The organism is Colwellia sp. (assembly GCF_013214175.1).
GTDB lineage: Bacteria > Pseudomonadota > Gammaproteobacteria > Enterobacterales > Alteromonadaceae > Colwellia.
Genome location: NZ_JABSPA010000008.1, coordinates 46,352 through 67,661 on the forward strand (window position 1 = coordinate 46,352; position 21,310 = coordinate 67,661).

General features: G+C 37.4%; 16 protein-coding genes. 4 read left to right on the plus strand and 12 right to left on the minus strand.

Going from position 1 to position 21,310, the window contains the following annotated elements:
* Positions 1-68: 68 nt before the first annotated feature.
* The 9 genes from pyrF to gyrA all read right to left on the minus strand — a co-directional run bounded on the left by pyrF (position 69) and on the right by gyrA (position 10,829).
* A complete protein-coding gene (pyrF, locus tag HRT55_RS17045) occupies positions 69-764 on the minus strand; it encodes an orotidine-5'-phosphate decarboxylase (RefSeq protein WP_291623142.1) in 696 nt (231 codons plus the stop codon).
* A gap of 234 nt (positions 765-998) precedes the next feature.
* A complete protein-coding gene (lapB, locus tag HRT55_RS17050) occupies positions 999-2,165 on the minus strand; it encodes a lipopolysaccharide assembly protein LapB (protein ID WP_291623144.1) in 1,167 nt (388 codons plus the stop codon).
* 60 nt (positions 2,166-2,225) lie between these two features.
* On the minus strand, positions 2,226-2,471 hold the full coding sequence (locus tag HRT55_RS17055) for a lipopolysaccharide assembly protein LapA domain-containing protein (protein ID WP_291613189.1): 246 nt from the start codon (positions 2,469-2,471) through the stop codon (positions 2,226-2,228).
* Between the two features lie 87 nt (positions 2,472-2,558).
* Complete coding sequence (gene ihfB / locus HRT55_RS17060; protein WP_057831144.1) at positions 2,559-2,846, minus strand: integration host factor subunit beta; 288 nt, start codon at positions 2,844-2,846, stop codon at positions 2,559-2,561.
* Positions 2,847-3,023: 177 nt separating this feature from the next.
* Positions 3,024-4,685, minus strand: a complete 1,662-nt coding sequence (rpsA, locus tag HRT55_RS17065) for a 30S ribosomal protein S1 (RefSeq protein ID WP_291623410.1) — start codon at positions 4,683-4,685, stop codon at positions 3,024-3,026.
* Between the two features lie 162 nt (positions 4,686-4,847).
* Complete coding sequence (gene cmk / locus HRT55_RS17070; protein WP_291623146.1) at positions 4,848-5,528, minus strand: (d)CMP kinase; 681 nt, start codon at positions 5,526-5,528, stop codon at positions 4,848-4,850.
* Between the two features lie 98 nt (positions 5,529-5,626).
* Entirely contained in the window at positions 5,627-6,907 is a 1,281-nt protein-coding gene (gene aroA / locus HRT55_RS17075) for a 3-phosphoshikimate 1-carboxyvinyltransferase (protein ID WP_291623148.1), read from the minus strand.
* Position 6,908: 1 nt separating this feature from the next.
* Positions 6,909-7,994, minus strand: a complete 1,086-nt coding sequence (serC, locus tag HRT55_RS17080; RefSeq protein ID WP_291623149.1) for a 3-phosphoserine/phosphohydroxythreonine transaminase — start codon at positions 7,992-7,994, stop codon at positions 6,909-6,911.
* A 120-nt stretch (positions 7,995-8,114) separates the two neighbouring features.
* Positions 8,115-10,829 carry a DNA topoisomerase (ATP-hydrolyzing) subunit A gene (gene gyrA, locus HRT55_RS17085; protein WP_291623151.1) on the minus strand — a complete coding sequence of 905 codons (2,715 nt, stop codon included), beginning with the start codon at positions 10,827-10,829 and terminating at the stop codon, positions 8,115-8,117.
* Between the two features lie 314 nt (positions 10,830-11,143).
* Here gyrA and ubiG point away from each other — a divergent pair, with 314 nt between their 5' ends.
* The 4 genes from ubiG to yfaE all read left to right on the plus strand — a co-directional run bounded on the left by ubiG (position 11,144) and on the right by yfaE (position 16,320).
* Positions 11,144-11,884: a bifunctional 2-polyprenyl-6-hydroxyphenol methylase/3-demethylubiquinol 3-O-methyltransferase UbiG gene (gene ubiG, locus HRT55_RS17090; RefSeq protein ID WP_291623152.1), complete on the plus strand. Its 741-nt coding sequence runs from the start codon at positions 11,144-11,146 to the stop codon at positions 11,882-11,884.
* A 547-nt stretch (positions 11,885-12,431) separates the two neighbouring features.
* Positions 12,432-14,702 carry a class 1a ribonucleoside-diphosphate reductase subunit alpha gene (gene nrdA / locus HRT55_RS17095; RefSeq protein ID WP_291623154.1) on the plus strand — a complete coding sequence of 757 codons (2,271 nt, stop codon included), beginning with the start codon at positions 12,432-12,434 and terminating at the stop codon, positions 14,700-14,702.
* A 132-nt stretch (positions 14,703-14,834) separates the two neighbouring features.
* Entirely contained in the window at positions 14,835-15,965 is a 1,131-nt protein-coding gene (gene nrdB / locus HRT55_RS17100) for a class Ia ribonucleoside-diphosphate reductase subunit beta (RefSeq protein ID WP_291614688.1), read from the plus strand.
* A 109-nt stretch (positions 15,966-16,074) separates the two neighbouring features.
* Complete coding sequence (yfaE, locus tag HRT55_RS17105) at positions 16,075-16,320, plus strand: class I ribonucleotide reductase maintenance protein YfaE (RefSeq protein WP_291623413.1); 246 nt, start codon at positions 16,075-16,077, stop codon at positions 16,318-16,320.
* 195 nt (positions 16,321-16,515) lie between these two features.
* On the opposite strand, the gene HRT55_RS17110 is transcribed toward yfaE, so the two are convergent.
* The 3 genes from HRT55_RS17110 to HRT55_RS17120 form a co-directional block, all read right to left on the minus strand.
* Positions 16,516-17,880 carry a diguanylate cyclase gene (locus HRT55_RS17110; RefSeq protein ID WP_291623155.1) on the minus strand — a complete coding sequence of 455 codons (1,365 nt, stop codon included), beginning with the start codon at positions 17,878-17,880 and terminating at the stop codon, positions 16,516-16,518.
* A gap of 77 nt (positions 17,881-17,957) precedes the next feature.
* A complete protein-coding gene (locus tag HRT55_RS17115; RefSeq protein WP_291623156.1) occupies positions 17,958-20,132 on the minus strand; it encodes an ATP-binding protein in 2,175 nt (724 codons plus the stop codon).
* Positions 20,129-21,295 (minus strand): response regulator, encoded by a 1,167-nt coding sequence (locus tag HRT55_RS17120; protein ID WP_291623157.1) that lies wholly within the window; start codon positions 21,293-21,295, stop codon positions 20,129-20,131. The genes HRT55_RS17115 and HRT55_RS17120 overlap by 4 nt, the downstream gene beginning before the upstream one ends.
* Positions 21,296-21,310 lie beyond the last annotated feature (15 nt).

Here is a 21,310-nt window from a genome sequence, read left to right on the forward strand (position 1 = left end):
AAGCTAGGTCATTGACCTAGCTTTTTTTATGCCTTTATTTCGTGCTAACAATACTAACTCACTAGTGTTTAACGAATAGATGCATTGATTTGTTGTAAAACCAGTTGAGGATCATCTGCTTTAGTAATTGGGCGACCGATCACCAAATAGTCTACGCCAACATCTATTGCTTGGCTTGGTGTCATGATACGCTGTTGATCATCTTGTGCTGAGCCCGCAGGTCTTATGCCCGGAGTAATCAATTTAAACTCTTTGCCTAAATTCAGTTTTAATTGCTCCGCTTCCCATGCGGAACAAACTACACCGTCTAAACCACTTTGCTTTGTTAAATTAGCTAAGAAGTTAACTTGCTCAGCCGGTGTCTTATTAATGCCTAAACCACGTAAGTCGGCTTCATTCATACTCGTTAGTACAGTAACAGCTATTAATAACGGTGCATCTTTGCCGTAATTATCTAATGCCTGTTTAGCTTTAGTCATCATTTGACTACCGCCGCTTGCATGAACATTCACCATCCAAACACCTAAATCGGCAGCAGCCGTGACGGCTTTTGCTACCGTGTTTGGGATATCATGAAATTTAAGATCAAGAAAAACATCAAAGCCCTTCCCTGTAAGCGTTTTAACAAATTCAGGGCCAAAATACGTAAACATTTCCTTGCCCACTTTCAAACGAGCATCAGCGGGGTTTATCTTATCTACAAAAGATAATGCATCTTGTTTTTTATCAAAGTCTAAGGCGACTACTACTTTTGGATCGTTCATGGAAATTCCTATTCTTAAAAACAATAGATTCCCGATATCTCTTCACATGGAAAGTTCGGGAATGACAATAAGTTTAGTATTAGTAGCTAACTTAAATTCAAGCTAGTTATTAAAACTAATAATGATTCGTTTCAACGTTGTAAAGTACAAGAGCAAAGAGAAAGCACGGAGCTGACGATAGTCAGTGAGTACCTTCGATGAAGCTCTTGTGTTTTACAACAAAGAAAGGGATTATTATTCCCCTTCGAGGCCTCGGATGGGCTTGAGTTGTTCCCACTCATGACATGATGGGCATGACCAATAATGAATTTGGCTATTAAAACCACAACTCCGGCAACTATATCTGTGTTTGATTTTTAAATACTCACCAATTAACTCTTTAATTAAATCTAAACTAGCATTGTTAACATCATCTGTTTGTGTCATTTGCATATTAACAAAATGTTCAAAGCCACGGATAGTTGGCCTACGCTTTAACGCCGATAAGATAAATTCTAAGGCTTTTTTGTTGCTGTGCTTTTGCTCTACGTAGCTCAGGTAACAAATTAACGCGCCAGAGCTGGCAGTTTCATCATAAACCTTTTTAATAAAGCTATAGAATTCTTCTAAGGCATCCAATCGCGTATAACAAGCTAACATGGGTTCAATCACATCAGGAAAAAACTCATTATCTTGATGGTAAATAGCTTGATAACATTTAGCAGCTAATTCACATTGCTGATGATTTTCATAAATTTTGGCCATAAGCCAATTAGCACGACATGAATTAGGATCGAGTAAAAGTGCTTGCTCTAATAACTCAATGACTTCAATGAATTCATCTTGTTCAAAAGCGGTAGTCGCTAATTCACAGTAAAAGTTAGCTAAGGTATGCAGTAAGCGTTTATCATTATGCTTTACGACTAATTTTTTTCTATTTATGCCATACTGCCAATCTTTTGTTGATTGAAATATTTTCAATAAATACGATAACGATTTTAAGCCATAATCTTTCGACTTTAATAACTTGGTAAACATAGTTTCCGCGCGATCATATAAACCCGCACTCAAAAAATCTTTGCCTAACTCAAACACAGCTTGTTGTTTATCTTTAGTCGGTAGGTGATTAAGCCTAACTAGGTGCTCATGTACTTTTAAGGCACGGTCTAACTCGCCACGTTTACGAAATAAATTTGCCATAGCAAAATGAGCTTCAACACTATCATCCTCAACTTTTAGCGCATCAAGCAGTGAATCAATGGCTTTATCTTGCTGGTTAGATAGCAAGTAATTTAAACCCGTTGAGTATTTTATTGATAGGTCTTGTTTTGCCGTTTGTTGGTTTTGTTTAATGCTATTACGGCCCATAAACCAGCCATAAGCCATGGCAACGGGTAATAATAAAAAAAGTAGTTCAATCATTAGAGCTCTTGAGACATGTGTATAGAAAATTAAGAAAGTGCAGTGTTAAATCAAATAACACTATGCTTCTTGAGATTTGTTTTTCGCCAGTGCTTTTTTACTTTTTCGTACAATACGCCAAGCAATAGTCACCAATAAACCTAATAAAAAACCTAGACCGGTAAATAAACTCACCGCGGCAGCTACAGTTAATTCTGTGCGTGCAATTAAGTAATTTAAAGTCAGTAACTGATGGTTTTGGCTACCAAAAATAAATGCTAGCGCGAGTAAAACTAAAATAAAAAAGAGTGTTATATATAATCGCACTTTATTCTGCCTTATTAAATTTTGCCAAAAAAAAACGACATGGTTAACATGCCGTTTATTATCTAATTTTTTAGTTAGCTTTGCAATTTATGCTACTGAAAGATTAACTCTTTCACGTAACTCTTTACCAGGCTTAAAGTGAGGAACGTATTTTCCACTTAACTCAACAGACTCACCCGTTTTTGGATTTCTTCCAACTCTAGGTGCGCGATAATGCAATGAAAAACTACCAAAACCTCGAATTTCAATACGCTCACCTTTTGATAAAGATTGCGCCATTAATTCTAAGATTTCTTTAATCGATTTTTCCACGTCTTTCGCGGATAAATGACTTAATTTATCGGCTAATTTTTCAATAAGTTCTGACTTAGTCATGCTCGACCCTCAGTATTTACCTAGCACCGCGCAACTTTACTAATCGTAAAAGTTGGCTCCGCCGATGGCGTTTAAAATAAGAAAAGAGTATCACCACGATAGTGATAAATACTCTTTTCACTTGCTGTAATAATTACAGCACCATTGCAAAGTAAAACTATTTCCGGTTAAGGAATATTAGTTTTTAGCGTTTTTAAACGCTGCAGCCATAGCACTTAAACCAGTTTCTTCAACTTGATTTAGGTTATCCATTGCTTCACGTTCATCAGCTTGATCTTTTGCTTTGATAGATAAGCTAATAGTACGGTTCTTACGATCCACACCCATAAACTTAGCTTCAACGTCGTCACCAACTTTTAATACTGCAGATGCATCTTCGATACGGTCTACAGAAATGTCGCCAACACGTAGGTAACCTTCAACACTTTCAGCTAACTCAATAGTTGCGCCTTTAGCATCAACTGCAGTTACCTTACCAGTAACAATAGCACCTTTTTTCTTATCTGTCAGATACATATTGAACGGGTCGTCTTCAGCTTGTTTAACGCCTAACGAGATACGCTCACGTTCTGGGTCAACTTGAAGAACGATTGCATCGATTTCGTCGCCTTTCTTATAATCACGAACGGCTTCTTCGCCACCAGCCCATGAAATATCAGATAAGTGAACTAAACCGTCAATGCCGCCGTCAAGACCGATGAAGATACCAAAGTCAGTAATTGACTTGATCTTACCTGATACTTTGTCGCCTTTGTTGAAGTTTTTAGCAAACTCTTCCCAAGGGTTAGCAATACACTGTTTAAGACCTAAAGAAATACGACGACGTTCTTCGTCAATTTCTAGTACTAGAACTTCAACAGAGTCACCTAAGTTAACAACTTTAGATGGGTGGATGTTTTTGTTAGTCCAATCCATTTCAGAAACGTGAACTAAACCTTCAACGCCTTCTTGGATTTCAACAAAACAACCGTAGTCAGTTAAGTTAGTTACGCGACCAGAAAGTTTAGAACCTTCTGGGTAACGGTTAGCAATTGCTACCCATGGATCTTCGCCTAACTGCTTCATACCTAGAGATACACGAGTACGCTCACGGTCGAATTTCAATACTTTAACTTGAATTTCATCGCCAACATTTACGATTTCACTTGGGTGCTTAACACGTTTCCAAGCCATATCAGTGATATGTAATAAACCATCAATGCCGCCTAAATCAACGAATGCGCCGTAGTCAGTAAGGTTCTTAACGATACCTTTAACTTCTTGGCCTTCGGCTAATGATTCAAGTAATTCATCACGTTCTGCACTGCCTTCAGCTTCAATTACAGCACGACGTGAAACAACTACGTTATTACGCTTTTGATCAAGCTTAATAACTTTGAATTCTAAATCTTTACCTTCAAGGTGAGCAGTGTCACGTACTGGACGAACATCTACTAATGAACCTGGTAAGAAAGCACGGATATTGCTAACTTCAACAGTGAAACCACCTTTAACTTTACCGTTGATAACACCGATAACAGTTTCTTTTTCTTCGTAGGCTTTTTCAAGCACTTGCCATGCTTCGTGACGTTTAGCTTTTTCACGAGATAAAATAGTTTCACCGAAACCATCATCAGTTGCATCTAGAGCTACGTCAATCTCATCACCAACAACTACTTCAAGTTCACCAGCAGCGTTTTTAAATTGATCAATTGAGATAACACTCTCAGATTTAAGGCCAGCATCAACAATAACATTGTCTTTGTTAATGGCTACGATTGTACCCTTGATAATTGAACCAGGGCGTGTTTCGATTTCTTTTAAACTTTCTTCAAAAAGTTCTGCAAAATTTTCCATCATAACTTGTAATAACTCAGCTATTAATCCAGTCAACGTCAATGTTTCATGGGGTGGTTAAGTATGCCCAGTGCATCCATACAGTAGGCTTTCAAATAAAAGTTCTTTAAGGCTAGCAGGTATTAGTGATTTAGCTAACTTAAAGGTGTGTGTATTCCGTTTGCTTTACGTTAACTTGCCATTGGCAAACATAAGGATTTCATTGACCACTTCCGTAATGGAAAGCTCAGTAGAATCAATAGTTAACGCACCCTCTGCCGGGATAAGTGGAGCTACCTTGCGGTTTTGATCTCGCTCATCTCGTTGACGTATGTCATTCAAAAGGCGACCGATATTAACATCTATCCCCTTTTCTTTCAACTGATTAAATCGTCTTTGTGCGCGTTCTTCTGCGCTGGCAGTTAAAAATATTTTTACTTCGGCTTGCGGGAAAACAACAGTGCCCATGTCTCGACCATCAGCAATTAAACCAGGACTGACACTGAATGCGCGTTGTCTACGTAATAAGGCTTCTCTAACTCGTGGGAATGCGGCTACTTGTGAAGCTAACTCACCAATTTCTTCCGTACGGATGATATCGGTAACGTTCTCACCTTCTAAAATAACTTTCGCTTCACCTTGACTATTAATTTCAAATTGAACATCTAAATGAGCGGCCATAGGGACAAGCGGCTCTTCATCATCTAATGAAAGCTGATGGTGCTGAATTGCCACCGCTAGCACGCGATAAATAGCACCGCTATCTAACAAGTGCCAACCTAACTGATCCGCGACTACCCTAGCAACGGTTCCTTTACCTGCGCCACTTGGGCCGTCTATAGTAATTACTGGAGTGCTTTCCTGCATAAATTTTTATCCTAACATCGAAAATCGGCGAAATTATACGGGATTTACAGTGTAAAATCCCGTAAAAATCATATCCTGTAACTATTTAACAGTAAAAATTAACAAGAGACTTGCGCTAACTTATCAAAATAATCAGGAAATGTTTTAGCCGTACATTTAGGATCATTAATGGTTACAGGCGTATCACTTAGTGCAACGAGAGAGAAACACATTGCTATTCTATGATCGTCATAGGTATCAATTTCAGCATGTTTTAGTGATTTAGGTGGCGTAATTGAAATATAATCTTTACCTTCAACCACCTCAGCCCCTACTTTTCTAAGTTCCGTAGCCATGGCGAATAGTCGATCCGTTTCTTTAACTCGCCAGTTATAGATATTTCGAATGGTTGTTGTACCCGTCGCAAATAGAGCCGTAGTTGCAATAGTCATTGCGGCATCAGGGATATGATTCATGTCCATATCAACTGCGGTTAACGGTTTTCCGATAACTGTGATCGACTCATCATGCCAATGAATTTCTGCGCCCATTTTTTCAAGTACATCAGCAAAATGCTTATCACCCTGAACACTGAGTTTACCGACACCATGCACGGTAACTTCGCCACCTTTGATAGCACCAGCAGCTAAGAAATATGATGCAGAAGATGCATCTCCTTCCACCATATATTTTTCTAGTGCTTGATATGATTGATTACTGCTAACATTGAAAGATTTATAGTCATTATTTTGAACATTGACACCAAATCTACGCATAATATCAAGGGTAATATCAATATAGGGTTTGGAAACTAATTCACCATCAATTTCGATTGTAGTATCAGTCCCTAATAAAGGGGTAATCATTAATATTGCCGTTAAAAATTGACTCGAGATAGAACCATCAATGGTAATACTATTGCCAACTAAGGTTTCACCTTTTATTTTTATCGGCGGGTAATCTTTATTTTCCAAGTATTCTATATCGCTGCCAAGCTGCGCTAAAGCATCAACTAAATGACCTATTGGGCGCTCTTTCATTCTTGCTTCGCCAGTTAAGATATATTCACCTTCACTCGCGGCAAGTGCTGCACACAACGGGCGCATCGCGGTTCCCGCATTGCCTAGGAATAGCTCCAATGGCTCTTTAGTTTTAAAAAAACCATTATTGCCAACAACAGTACATTCTGTGCCACAATCACTTAACGTATATTTAATACCAAGAATTTTTAACGCGTTTAACATATGGTTAATGTCATCACTCACTAATAAATTAGTAATTTTAGTTGTCCCATTAGCTAAAGCCGCAATTAATAATGCACGATTAGATAAACTCTTAGAGCCAGGTAAAAAAATCTCTCCATTAATTTTATTTATTGGCTTTAATGTTAATTGCTCCACTTTAACGATTCCTCTTTTCAAATTGTTGCATAAACTCAATGAGTGCTTGTACACCTGCAAGTGGCATAGCGTTATATATACTTGCACGCATACCACCAACAATTCTATGGCCTTTAAGTGCCGTTAAACCCGCAGCTTCAGATTCAGTTAAAAATTTCTCATTTAAGCTGTCATCTTTTAACCAAAAGGGAATATTCATTTTACTACGATACTGACTTTCAATGTGATTAAGGTATAGTTCGCTATTATCAATCGCTTGATACAGTAGCTCAGCTTTCACCTGATTTACTTTAGCAATTTCCTTAACACCGCCCATATCTTTGAGCCACTCAAAAACTAGACCGGCAAGATACCAAGCATACGTTGGCGGGGTGTTATACATAGAGTCATTATCTGCAGCGGTTTTATAATTCATAATACAAGGCGTGGCGACTTGAGCATGACCAAGTAAGTCTTCTCGAACAATAACAATGGTTAAACCAGACGGGCCGATATTTTTTTGTGCGCCGGCGTAGATCAAGCCAAATTTACTAACATCTATTTCATGGGATAAAATAGTAGATGACATATCAGCAACTATAGGCACGCCATTGGTTTCTGGAATGGTATTTATTTCGAGACCATTAACCGTTTCATTTGGACAATAATGTACATAAGCGGCATCAGGATTAAGTGGCCATTCTGAGCTAGCTAAAAGGCTGGAGTTACCCTTTGTGTCTTGATTAATGTTAATAACATTTATGTCACCAAAGTTTTTTGCTTCAGCAACCGCAGCTTTTGACCAAGAGCCAGAGACAATGTAATCAGCAGACTTACCCTGAGGTAATAAGTTAAGCGGGACAGCAGAAAATTGACCTCGTCCACCGCCATGACAAAATAGTACTTGATAATTATCAGGAATAGACATTAGCTCACGTAAGTCAGTTTCTGCTTTTTTAGCCATGGTCATGTAAATACCACTGCGGTGACTAAGCTCCATCACAGAGCTTCCGGTATCTTGCCAATTAGTAAACTCTTGTTGTGCTTTTGCCATTACCGCTGTAGGTAACATGGCCGGGCCAGCGCAAAAATTAAAAACTTCAGACATAATCTTTCCTAATCGCTTAACTACTATTTTCAAAAATATTATCTAAAATAGTATTTTTATTAATAAAATCACATTAAAAAAGGCGGTTATTAGCCGCCCTTTTAAGTATTAATTCAACAACTACTCTTGAGTGTCGTCTTGTGTGCTATCCGCATCATCCTGTTGAGCACTATGCTCGGGATTATGCTCACTACTCGTTTCAACTATTTCGTCACCCTCGGCAACTTCTTCAAGTTGTTCTGGCTCCTCAATTTCATCAATACGTTGTAGTGCAACTACATGCTCATCATCAGCAGTACGAATTAGTCGTACCCCTTGAGTATTACGACCGATAACACTAACCTCATTAACGCGAGTACGTACTAAAGTACCGTTATCAGTAATTAGCATGATCTCATCAAGTTCTTCAACTTGCACCGCGCCAACGACTTTACCATTACGTTCGCTAACCTTGATAGAAACAACACCTTTGGTTGCTCTACTCTTAGCTGGATATTCAGCTAAGTCAGTTCGCTTACCAAAACCATTTTCAGTAATGGTTAAGATAGGGCCATCATTTTTAGGAACAATAAGCGAAACAACTTTTTGCTCACCGTCAAGCTTCATACCACGAACACCAGTACCGGTACGACCAATAGGTTTTAATGCCCATCGTTGTTCGCCTGTTTCTGGATCAAGCTTGATTTCACCTGTTTCACTATCACGTACTTTCTCATTAAAACGCACTACTTTACCGGCATCAGAGAACAACATTATATCGTTATTGCCATCGGTGATATCAACACCAATTAAGGTATCATCGTCGCGAAGGTTTAAAGCTATGATGCCGTTAGCTCGCTGGTTAGAGTATGCATCTAAACGCGTTTTCTTCACCGTACCAGAGGCTGTTGCCATAACAATATACTTATCATCAGCATATTCACGTACTGGTAATATTGCCGTGATACGCTCATCGCTTTCTAATGGTAAAATATTAACGATAGGTCGACCACGAGCAGTACGACTAGCTAATGGTAGTTGGTACACTTTCAACCAGTATAATTTACCGCGGTCTGAGAAACATAATATAGTGTCATGGGTATTAGCCACTAATAAACGTTCGATGAAATCTTCTTCTTTCATCTTAGTCGCTGCTTTACCTTTACCACCACGACGCTGAGCTTCGTAATCACTTAACACTTGATATTTAACATAACCTTCATGTGATAAGGTCACGACAACATCTTCTTCGGTAATTAAATCTTCTAAAGATAAGTCATGCGAAGCATTAGTAATTTCAGTTCGACGCTCATCACCAAACTCATCACGAATAGCAATAAGCTCTTCACAAATAACTTCCATTAAACGAGCAGGTGTAACTAAGATATGCAATAATTCTGCGATAAGGTCTAATAACGCTTTGTACTCGCTTAGAATTTTATCGTGTTCCATGCCAGATAGTTTGTATAACTGTAAGTCCACAATGGCTTTTGCTTGCTCTGCGGTTAAGTAATATAAACCATCACGAATACCGTATTCTGGCTCTAACCATTCAGGACGTGCGGCATCATTACCTGCTTCGCTAAGCATGTTGGCAACAGTACCTAATGACCAACCTTGAGCAATTAGTTTTTCTTCTGATTCTTTTCGGTTGTTCGAAGCTTTAATCAATTCAATGATCGGGTCAATATTGACTAAGGCAATCGATAAACCTTCTAAAATATGAGCACGTTCGCGCGCTTTTTTCAGTTCGAAAATAGTTCTGCGGGTTACAACTTCACGGCGATGTAATACAAAAGCTTCTAACATCTCTTTGATATTAAATATTTTAGGTTGGCCATTGGTTAATGCCACCATATTTAAACCAAAAGAAACCTGCATTTGTGTCAGTTTGTATAAGTTATTTAAAACAACTTCACCCACTTCACCGCGCTTGATCTCAATAACCATACGCATGCCATCTTTATCAGACTCATCACGTAGCGCAGAAATACCTTCAAGACGTTTGTCTTTAACAAGCTCAGCCATTTTTTCAATTAAGCGTGCTTTGTTTACTTGATAAGGTAGTTCGTGGACTATTATTGTTTCTTTACCCGTGGTTTCATGTACATCAATACTTGCACGTGCACGAATTTTTATTTTACCGCGACCCGTTCGGTACGCTTCTTCAATACCTGCACGACCGCTAATAATACCTGCTGTTGGAAAGTCAGGTCCTGGGATATGTTCTAATATTTCTTCAAACGTTAATTCACTGTTTTCAATAAGCGCTAAACAAGCATTAATGACTTCAGTTAAATTATGCGGAGGAATATTGGTTGCCATACCAACAGCAATACCCGAGGTACCATTCACTAATAAGTTAGGTACACGCGTTGGCATAACTACTGGAATATGTTCTGTACCATCATAGTTAGGCACAAAATCAACGGTTTCTTTATCTAAATCGGCGAGAATAGAATGGGCAATTTTAGACATGCGAATTTCGGTATAACGCATTGCTGCTGCACTATCACCATCAACAGAACCAAAGTTACCTTGGCCGTCTATCAGCATGTAACGTAATGAGAATGGTTGCGCCATACGAACGATGGTATCGTAAACAGCTGTATCACCATGAGGGTGATATTTACCGATTACATCACCAACCACACGGGCTGATTTCTTGTAGGCTTTATTCCAATCATTGCCTAAGACATCCATGGCAAATAAAACCCTGCGATGTACAGGCTTTAAACCATCACGAACATCAGGCAATGCGCGCCCAACTATTACGCTCATAGCATAATCTAAATAGGAGGTTTTTAGTTCATCTTCAATATTTACTGGAACTATTTGTTTGGCCAGATCGGACATAAATCGATGGTATCCCTTAACTAATTCTTTTGCTTAACAATACTACTTATATAGCAAGGCTACTTTCCAGTATTGTATAAACGGTATTTTAAAGATTTTTATTGTTATCTAATAGATACTAATAATAGTGATCAACGCAGCATACTAGCATAAAAATGTTTGATGCCATACCGCTTTATTTAAAGCTTTTTTGAGGGGTAATGAACCGCCTAAAAAAGCACCTAATAAGCCTCAATTTGATCTATACCCTTTGTTTAAAAATAACTTTCGTTTAGAATCTAATCATTGATAATTAACTTTAAGTATAAAAAGATATGTCAGCCAAACCTCTTAACGTAAATGAAGAAGAAATCGCAAAATTTGAAAAGATTGCCAGCCAATGGTGGGATCTCAGTGGTGACTTTAAACCGTTACATCAAATCAACCCATTAAGAGTGCAATTTATATGTCAACATATTGCCCAGCAAGAGTTTGACACACATTCAAGTAATGGTTTACTTGATAAGCAAGTAATAGATGTAGGCTGTGGTGGTGGTATATTATCTGAATCATTAGCAAAGTTGGGTGCTAAGGTAACGGGAATAGATATGGGTATTGAACCTTTAAATGTTGCTAAACTACACGCCCTAGAAACAGGCTTAGCCATTAATTACCAGAAAATTACCGCAGAAGAGAAAGCGCAAGAATCTAATGGCCAGTTTGATGTGGTTACCTGCATGGAAATGCTTGAACATGTACCAGACCCTGAATCTGTCATTCAAGCGTGTGCTGCATTAGTTAAATCGGGTGGTTTGATATTCTTTTCCACCCTAAATAAAAGTATAAAATCTTACTTGCTGGCCATAGTTGCAGCAGAAAAGGTCTTCAAACTCGTCCCTGACGGTACCCATGATCATGATAAGTTTATTCGCCCTTCACAACTCATTGGCTGGGCTGAGTCTCATGAATTAAAGTGCATTGATGCTAGTGGCATTCACTACAACCCGCTAACAGAAAATCACAAGTTGATAGACTCGCTTGATGTTAATTATATCTTATGTTGTCGTAAGCTTTAATTGTTAGCACTAAATAATATTGAGTAAACACACTTTGTGTGCTCAGGTTGAGGAATAAGTGTGTTGTATTAATAGCCAAGTTGTTCAAACATTAAACTACCCTAGCCTACTATCGCTAAGTAACTGTAATAACTGGTATTTTTGCAACTTAGATTAAATCACTATAGCGACCAGAGATTTTCATTAAAAATAATTTATATAATTCAGTTGAAAGTAAAATAACGAAAATAATCGTTGCTTTTAGCAAATTCCAAAATGAAAAAGTCTTGCTAGGTTAGTCAACACTAACCCTAGATTTCGGGTCATTAAAAAGGTAAAGATCAACTTATTTTATCGCTTGCAAAAGTGGTCAAACCTCATTATCTTGTGTTTGGAATTATAAAAAACCCTAGATATTGTGCATTCGATGCTCAGTTGTTATTTTTTAATACTACGTTTTAGGCACTGATTGCTAAGACGAGTGTGGGTTTTTTATTAGGGAAGTTTTAGACCCTTTTTATTAGGGACGATAAATAAACAATAACAATACTCTCTTTGCAGGAATTACATGAATAACAACCTCTTTGTAACTAAACGAAATGGTGAGAAAGAAGCCATTGATTTAGAAAAAATTCACCGTGTTATCGCTTGGGCAGCAGCAGGGTTAGAAAATGTCTCCGTATCTCAAGTAGAATTAAAGTCTCACATTCAGTTTTATGACGGAATAAAAACTGCAGATATTCATGAGACTATTATTAAATCGGCTGCTGACTTGATCTCTGAAGAAACGCCAGATTACCAGTATTTATCTGCTCGCTTAGCAGTGTTCCATTTACGTAAAAAAGCCTATGGTCAATTTGAGCCGCCAGCCCTTTATGATCACGTAGTTAAGTTAGTTGAAGCGGGTAAATATGATCAGCACTTATTAGCTGATTATAGTCAAGATGACTTTGAGCATATGGCAAGCTTTATGGATCACACTCGTGACCTTAACTTTAGCTATGCGGCAGTTAAACAACTTGAAGGTAAATATCTAGTTCAAAATAGAGTTACCGGTGAAATATATGAGAGTGCTCAATTTCTTTATATTTTAGTTGCTGCCTGTTTGTTTGCTAAATACCCAAGCAAGACCCGCTTGCGTTATGTAGAAGATTTTTACCACGCTATTTCAAGTTTTAAAATTTCATTGCCAACACCGATTATGGCTGGTGTTCGTACACCAACACGTCAATTCTCATCTTGTGTGCTGATTGAATGTGGTGATAGCTTAGACTCAATTAATGCCACATCAAGCGCCATCGTTAAATATGTATCTCAACGTGCTGGTATTGGTGTTAATGCTGGTCGAATTAGAGCATTAGGCAGTACCATTAGAAACGGTGAAGCATTTCATACCGGCTGTATTCCCTTTTTCAAACACTTTCAAACAGCGGTAAAAAGTTGTTCACAAGGTGGTGTACGTGGCGGTGCAGCTACATTATTTTATCCATTGTGGCACTTGGAAGTTGAAAGTTTACTGGTACTTAAAAATAACCGTGGTGTAGAAGAAAACCGTGTTCGCCATTTAGACTATGGTGTGCAATTTAATAAGCTGATGTACCAACGCTTAATTAAAGGTGGCCATATTACCCTATTTAGCCCAAGTGATGTTCCTGGACTATACGATGCTTTCTTTGAAGACCAAGAGAAATTTGATCGCTTATATGTGCAATATGAGAACGATGACTCAATACGTAAAAAACGTATTAAAGCAATAGAGTTATTTACCTTGTTTGCTCAAGAACGTGCCAGCACAGGTCGTATATATTTGCAAAACGTCGATCACTGTAATACTCATAGTCCGTTTGAGCCAAGTAAAGCCGCTATTCGTCAAAGTAACTTGTGTTTAGAAATTGCCTTACCTACTAAACCAATGAATGACATTAACGATGAAAATGGTGAAGTGGCACTTTGTACACTATCAGCATTTAACCTAGGCGTTATCGATTCATTAGATGAGTTAGAAGGGTTAGCTGATCTAGCCGTTCGCGCCTTAGATTGTTTATTAGATTATCAAGATTACCCCCTTGCTGCTGCAAAAAGTGCCAGCATGGCACGCAGAACACTTGGTATAGGTGTTATTAATTATGCTTATTACCTAGCGAAGAATGGTCTTTATTATTCAAATGGCAGCGCGAATAACTTAACCCATCGTACCTTTGAAGCCATTCAGTTTTATTTATTAAAAGCGTCAAATGAATTAGCTAAAGAGCAAGGTGCTTGTCCTAAATTTCATGAAACTCGCCTAAGCCAAGGTATATTACCGATTGATACTTATAAAAAGTCTATTGATGATATTACGGGTGAGCCATTACATTTAGATTGGGAAAGTTTACGAACAAGCATTAAGAAACATGGCGTAAGAAACTCTACTGTTTCAGCGTTAATGCCCTCAGAAACTTCATCGCAAATATCAAATGCTACCAATGGTATTGAACCACCACGTGGTTTAATCAGTATTAAAGCTAGTAAAGACGGAGTATTGAAACAAGTAGTGCCTGAGTATGAAAGACTTAAAGATAACTATGAGTTATTGTGGAATATTCCTAATAACCAAGGTTACTTAGAGTTAGTCGGCATTATGCAAAAATTTGTCGACCAAGCTATTTCAGCCAACACTAACTACGACCCTTCTAAATTTGAAGGCGGTAAAGTACCCGTCAAACAAATTCTAAAAGACATTTTAACCGCATATAAGTTAGGCGTTAAAACCTTGTATTATCATAATACTCGAGATGGTGCTAGTGACGATATAGAACTAGAAGATGATAGTTGTGCTGGCGGCGCTTGTAAGATTTAATGCGTTTGAAAAACTTATAGCATCACTATTCACCTTGAAATTAATAAATAAAAGGGCCTAGCATAGTACTGGGCTCTTGTTACTACAACAATCTAAGAATAATGCTTGTAGTACTCTAAAGGAATAAGATTCATGACGTATACCACGTTTAACCAAACTCCAAATAATGCTTTATTAGAGCCAATGTTTTTAGGCAATAACGTCAATATATCTCGCTATGATCAACAACGTTATATTGCTTTTGAGAAATTAATTGAAAAACAACTTTCATTTTTTTGGCGCCCTGAAGAAGTTGATGTATCTAAAGACAGAGCAGACTGGCAGAGTCTAACTGACTCTGAAAAGCATATTTTTATTTCTAATTTAAAATATCAAACCTTATTAGATTCAATGGCCGCACGTTCTGTTAACGCGGTGTTTTTGCCGCTAGTGTCTTTACCCGAAGTAGAAACTTGGGTAGAAACTTGGGCCTTTAGTGAAACAATTCATTCTCGCTCATATACCCATATTTTACGTAACTTATTCACCAACCCTGGTGAAGTATTCGATGACATAATCGTTAACCCCGCTATTTTAAAACGTGCAACAAGTATTGCTAAGTATTTTGATGATGTCATTCTGACCACACAATTATTGCAATCTCAGGGTGAAGGTAGCTATGAAGTTGAGGGCAAAACCATTGAAGTCAGCACTAGAAAGCTTAAAGAACGTTTATTCCTAGCAGTATGCTCGGTAAATGCCTTAGAAGCTATCCGGTTCTACGTCAGCTTTGCCTGTTCATTTGCTTTTGCCGAGCGTGAGTTACTTGAAGGTAATGCCAAAATAATTAAACTGATAGCCCGCGATGAAGCACTGCACTTGACCGGTACTCAACATATTCTAAATAATTGGAAATCAGGAAAAGATGATCCTGAAATGAAAATTGTGAGTGCAGAGATGCGAGATGAAGGCTTACAAATTTTCTTAGATGTTGTTGAGCAAGAAAAGGAATGGGCGCAATATTTATTTAAAGATGGCTCAATGATTGGTCTAAATGCTGAAATATTAAATCAATATATCGAGTATATTTCAAATCAGCGCTTAACGGCCATTGGCTATGATGCACCTTTCGACATAAAGAGTAACCCGTTACCTTGGATGAATGCTTACCTGGTTAGTGATAATGTTCAGGTTGCACCTCAAGAGACTGAAATATCGAGCTATTTAGTTGGTCAAGTTGATTCATCTGTTGATGCTGATGATTTTGACGGTTTTGATTTATAGTGATAAGTTGATGGTGATACTAGCCTTAATTTAGGCTAGTTAAATACGTATGAAAGTAAGGAATGCCACTCAAAACGTGAAGGACACCATCAAATTGCAGCCTAAAATTATGGTTCAGGGTAAAGTTGTTCCTTTTGAAAATAACGAAGAAACTTTACTCGACTGTTTAGAGTCTGCCGATATCGAAGTACATTATCATTGCCGGGATGGGTTTTGTGGTGCTTGTCGAGTCACACTAGTTGAAGGTGAAATTAACTACCCTCAAGGAGAGCCTTTAGCGTTTGTTGGTGAAAATGAAATTTTACCTTGCTGCTGTATTCCCGTAACCGACATTACCTTGGTAATAGATGATTAACATCTAACTAACAATCAGGGTAATGCTATTTCTTTCTTCAATCTGCTAAGCTCTTCTGATACCCGTGAAAATAAGCTATTAAGATTAGCTTGTTGCTGTATTACAGTACCTACAACCAACATTACCTTGGCAATAGACGACTAGCGCCACTCTAGTTATTACCAAGTTAATGCTTAGTGAATGCTTAGTTAAAACCTAGCTAACATCCAAGTGTAACTCTATCCCTTTCATCACTCGATTGAGCTCAGGGGAAAGCAGGGAAAATAAACCAACAAAATCATCTTGCTGATCATCATTTATGGCGATATCAAGTGCTTTAGTGGCTTCAAATAAATCCATTGCACCAACAGAGCAAGCAACGCCCTTTAATGTATGTGCAATATGCTTAGCGGTCTCAATATCTTGCTTTTGTATTGCACTTTGTAACTTCTGTCCATCAAGATGATGATCTTGATAAAACATCACTAAAATCTCTTTAAATAGGTCCTTATCCCCTAATACATTGTTAACACCAATATCAAAATCAATACCATCATAATTCACCACAATAGCATTACTATCAGCTATAGATAATATATTATCTGTAGCGATTAAGCTGGCTCTAATAAGGTCACTTTCTACTTCGGCTTCAACAAGGTGAATAAGAGTACCCACATCGACCACTTGGTTACGGCCATTTTCTTTGGCAAAATATAACGCACTGTCCGCTTGTTTTAATAATTCATCAATTGTTAAATTATCATCGTCCGCTAGAACTAAACCAACACTCACCGTAATATTTATTTTTATATTTTTACTATCTGTGTTTGTTATGTTGATACTCTGCTGCTCAACTTGTTGCCGTAATCTCTCGCAAGCAATATAAGCATCGCCACTACCGGTGTTAGGTAAACAGACAGCAAATTCTTCACCGCCAATTCGGCCAACAATATCATAATCTCGAAACACCTCGGTCATATTTTGACCAAACACACGTAATACTTGATCGCCTGCATCATGACCGAAATTATCATTAACTTGTTTGAATAAATCAATATCAAACATTGCTACAACTAATGGCTGCTCTGCTCTATTAGCTAAGCTTATGGCATTGCTGCTTAGTTCAAAAAAACTACCGCGATTATTCATGCTGGTAAGAAAATCAGTTTTAGCTAAGTATTCCAGTTGAGCGGTCTTTTCTTTTAATCTTATGGCTGTCCTAATGCGAGCAAGTAGCACTTTAGCAACATAAGGTTTAATAACATAATCCCCTGCGCCTAGCTCCAAAGATGCAACGACTTCGTCTTCATCTGTTGAGGCTGATAACATAATTACCGGAATTTGAGCACTTTTTACTTGAACTTTAATTTTTGTGAGCGTTTCTAACCCAGAGAGGCCTGGCATATACATATCGAGTAAAATAAGGTCTATTGCTAAAGTGTCTAAAAGAACCAATGACTCTTCACCACTATCACAGCTTGTAACCTGATAACCGGCAGCACCAAGATCAAACTCTAAGAGCAACTGAGTATCTTTAGCATCATCAACAACCAGTATTCTATATTCTTTCTCTAAAATCATTTAGCATTCACCTGGCTACAAAAAAACTATTATCTATGTTTCATAAAGTACACATAGAAGCTTATTACTACTTTCTATTAAATAGCGAGAAATTCAGCTAATTCCTTAGAATTAAAAGGCTTTCTAAGTACAGGGTAATCCCAACTTCTATCTTCGATGGCAATGTAGCCACTAATAGAGAATACATTAATATCTGGGAATTTTTCCATCACCAAGTTAACCGCTTCTTTACCTGATAAGTCAGGTAAAATCATATCGGTAATAAATATCTCAAAGTTAATACCCGAATTGATTTGTTCTATCAATTCTTTTTTATTATTGGCAACGGCAACCTTTGCCCCTTTACTATCAAGGAATAATGCAACAAATTCAGCAATACTAACTTCATCATCAAGCACTAATATATTGGTATTTTGATAACGTAGCGAAGTTAACTTAGACTCACGAGCCAAATATTTTTCTCTCAAGACTTTGCATTTGAACACCAGAGTGAAATGAGCACCACCAAGATCACTACTTCCTTCCACTTGAATCAAACCATTGTGTTTATACATGGTGCTATATACATTTGCCAGACCAATACCATTGCCTTTATTGACAGACTTAGAGCTATAAAATGGATCAAATATCTTAGTTAAATTTACTTTTTCAATACCTATTCCGCTATCTTTAACGTGAATTTCTAACCTGTTGTTATCCATTAAGTTTGCCGATATTTCGATTTGGCCACTAAGACCTTTTTCTTGAATTGCATCTTGAGCATTAAGCACTAAATTTAATAAAATATTAATAAACTCACCTTGGGGGAAGGTAATTAAACAATGCATTGGTTGAAAATTAAAAGTGATCTTAATAGTACTTAGCAATAGTTGCTTAAATAAATACTGATTATCGAAAATATCTTGAATGGGATCAAAGCTTACTACCTTAACGGTTGGTTTACGGGTAAAGGCCAATAAACGCTCAGTGACATCTTTACCTTTATCTATGGCATTTTTGACTCTGTCGATATACGACGAAATGTCTTGTTCTCCACGAGAAAATTTTATCTCTAACATTTCAATAGCACCAAGCGCCACACCTAAGACATTATTAATATCATGAGAGACATTACCAAAGGTATTACCTAACAAAGCTAAACGATTAGAGATCACTTGTTGCTGCTCTTTACGAAACTTATCGGTCACATTTTCAACTATCCAAATATAAATGCCTTCCTCTGCCTCATAAGTAACAGATAAATCAAAAACCGTGGTGTATTTGTCAAAGCTAACATTGTTTTCTTTTATTTGACCTTGTACTTTGGCGAGTTTTTTAAACTCCATATATTCAGTAATGCTAAAGTTTATATAATTAAACAGTACCGCACTGATCCCGTCGTGGTGAGGTGATATATCCTGATAAACGACATTATCATTATCATCTATAAAGAAAATAGGTACTTTTATTGTAAAGTTGACCATAGCTAAGAGCTTCAACTTTTCAAATATTTCTTCACTACGAGTAATGTCTTTATAAACGCCAAAAACGGCAAGTGCAATGCCATTACTATCACGCTCTACTTCAGCAATCACTTCAACCTTAACTTTTTTTCCAGACGGTTGCTTCAAAGCTGTTTTGAGATAAAAAGGCTGTTGTTGGTGAATAGCATTGTGAAAACTGGTGCGAAATTTGGGTCTATCCTTAGCTAAAAGTACATCAACTGCTTGCTCAAAAGTTGGGACGATGGCTTTATTAGTGAGCCCGTGAATACGAAATACTTCTGCAGACCAATCAAGTGTTTGCGACTTAATATCAAAGCGCCAATGACCCGAATTACTGATACGTTCGGCTAGCTTTAACCTGTCATTCTGTTTTTTTAATTGCGCTATCATGTTCTTTGTTTCTGTAACATCTTTTACAGTGCCAAACATCAAACTAGCTCGACCATCAATACGTTCAACAACTTTACCAACCGCATGTAGCCATAATTTATCATCTTGATTGTTTATAATCGCGATGGTGATATCAATGCGGTCAATTGCCCCTTTCAAGTGTTGTTGTATGTTTAGATGCACATTATTTAGGGTATTAGTGTCTAGATGTCTTTCCCATATTTCACTTGTTCCTATTTGTTCTTTATCTTCATAGCCCAATATTTTCATTAACTGAGCGGAATAGAAAATACTTTCATTAACAAGATCCCATTGCCAATAGGCCTCATCAATGCCCGTTAATACCTTGTGTGTTAGATCGTGTGATTGTGAGTTCAAAATAGTTCATCCTCATCATCAATGTCATAAGTATTATCAATTTGATCATTCTCCGTATTTAACTGCTGGAGTTGATCAACACTATTTAAGGCTTGATCGAGTAACTGGGTAACCTCTAGAAAGTTTATATCATCTTGACTATGTTTTTTAAGCGCACCATGGACTAAGTCGGTAAGGTAATCTTCTTGGTCTTGGGTCATATCTAAAATATGGAAACTAGTACCCATTTTTTGCACTATTTCATTCATCACTTCTTGTTGATGATGTTTAGATATTTCCACCATTTTTTTAGTGGTACTCACCGCTTGCTTTATCTGTTCTTGAACACTAACCAGTGAGTTTTTATAGGTAATGAAAGCAATTCTAGCGCCAATACATTCTATTACCGAGGCTAAGGCATCAATATATATATCCGTATCAACAGTGCCATTTTCAAGATTAAGAATGAATAAGGAAACCAAGGTATGATTGAATATGGTTCTTGAGCCAAAGCGATAAAGGCGTGGTTTAATCTTCAACAGCTCCATAACTTCAATTTCAACGGGTGAACAAATACCTTTTTGTGCACTATAGAAACTAGGTTTGTCATTTATTGGATAAAAAGCAATACAACCATGCAAGTCCATACTATTAAAGTAAGAAAAAACCTCATCTCTAATTTTCTCATAAGTAAAACAGTGATTGAGTTTAGAGGTCAATTGCATACAGCTGCCATATTTTGACGCTTGCGCCATTGAGACATTTATAACATTATTTTTTGATTGGATTTCATCTTCAAACTCATGGATCTTAGCTTGATACTCCATCAGCTTATCAAGCTTTGAATTAAGGGCTAATAAAGAAAAGGGTTTTGCTAAAAAATCATCCGCACCACACTCTAACCCCTTAAGTACCGCCTCTTCCGTTGCCGTACCGGAATATAGTACAAATGAAGTAGGGGCGTTTTCATTACCTTGCTGCGATTTAATCCAATCAGATCCCTTCTCACTGCCAATATTTTCATCAACTAAAGCAATATCAAAATGGATATTTTCTTTTAGTAAGTCTTGTGCAACCAAGAGGTTACTGGCACATTTTATCTCGAAAGAATCTTCTAAACTTTCCGCCAATAAATTTAAGTAGTCAATATCATCATCAATAATTAATAAATTATGCTTCACCATCTTACAGTTCCTTTT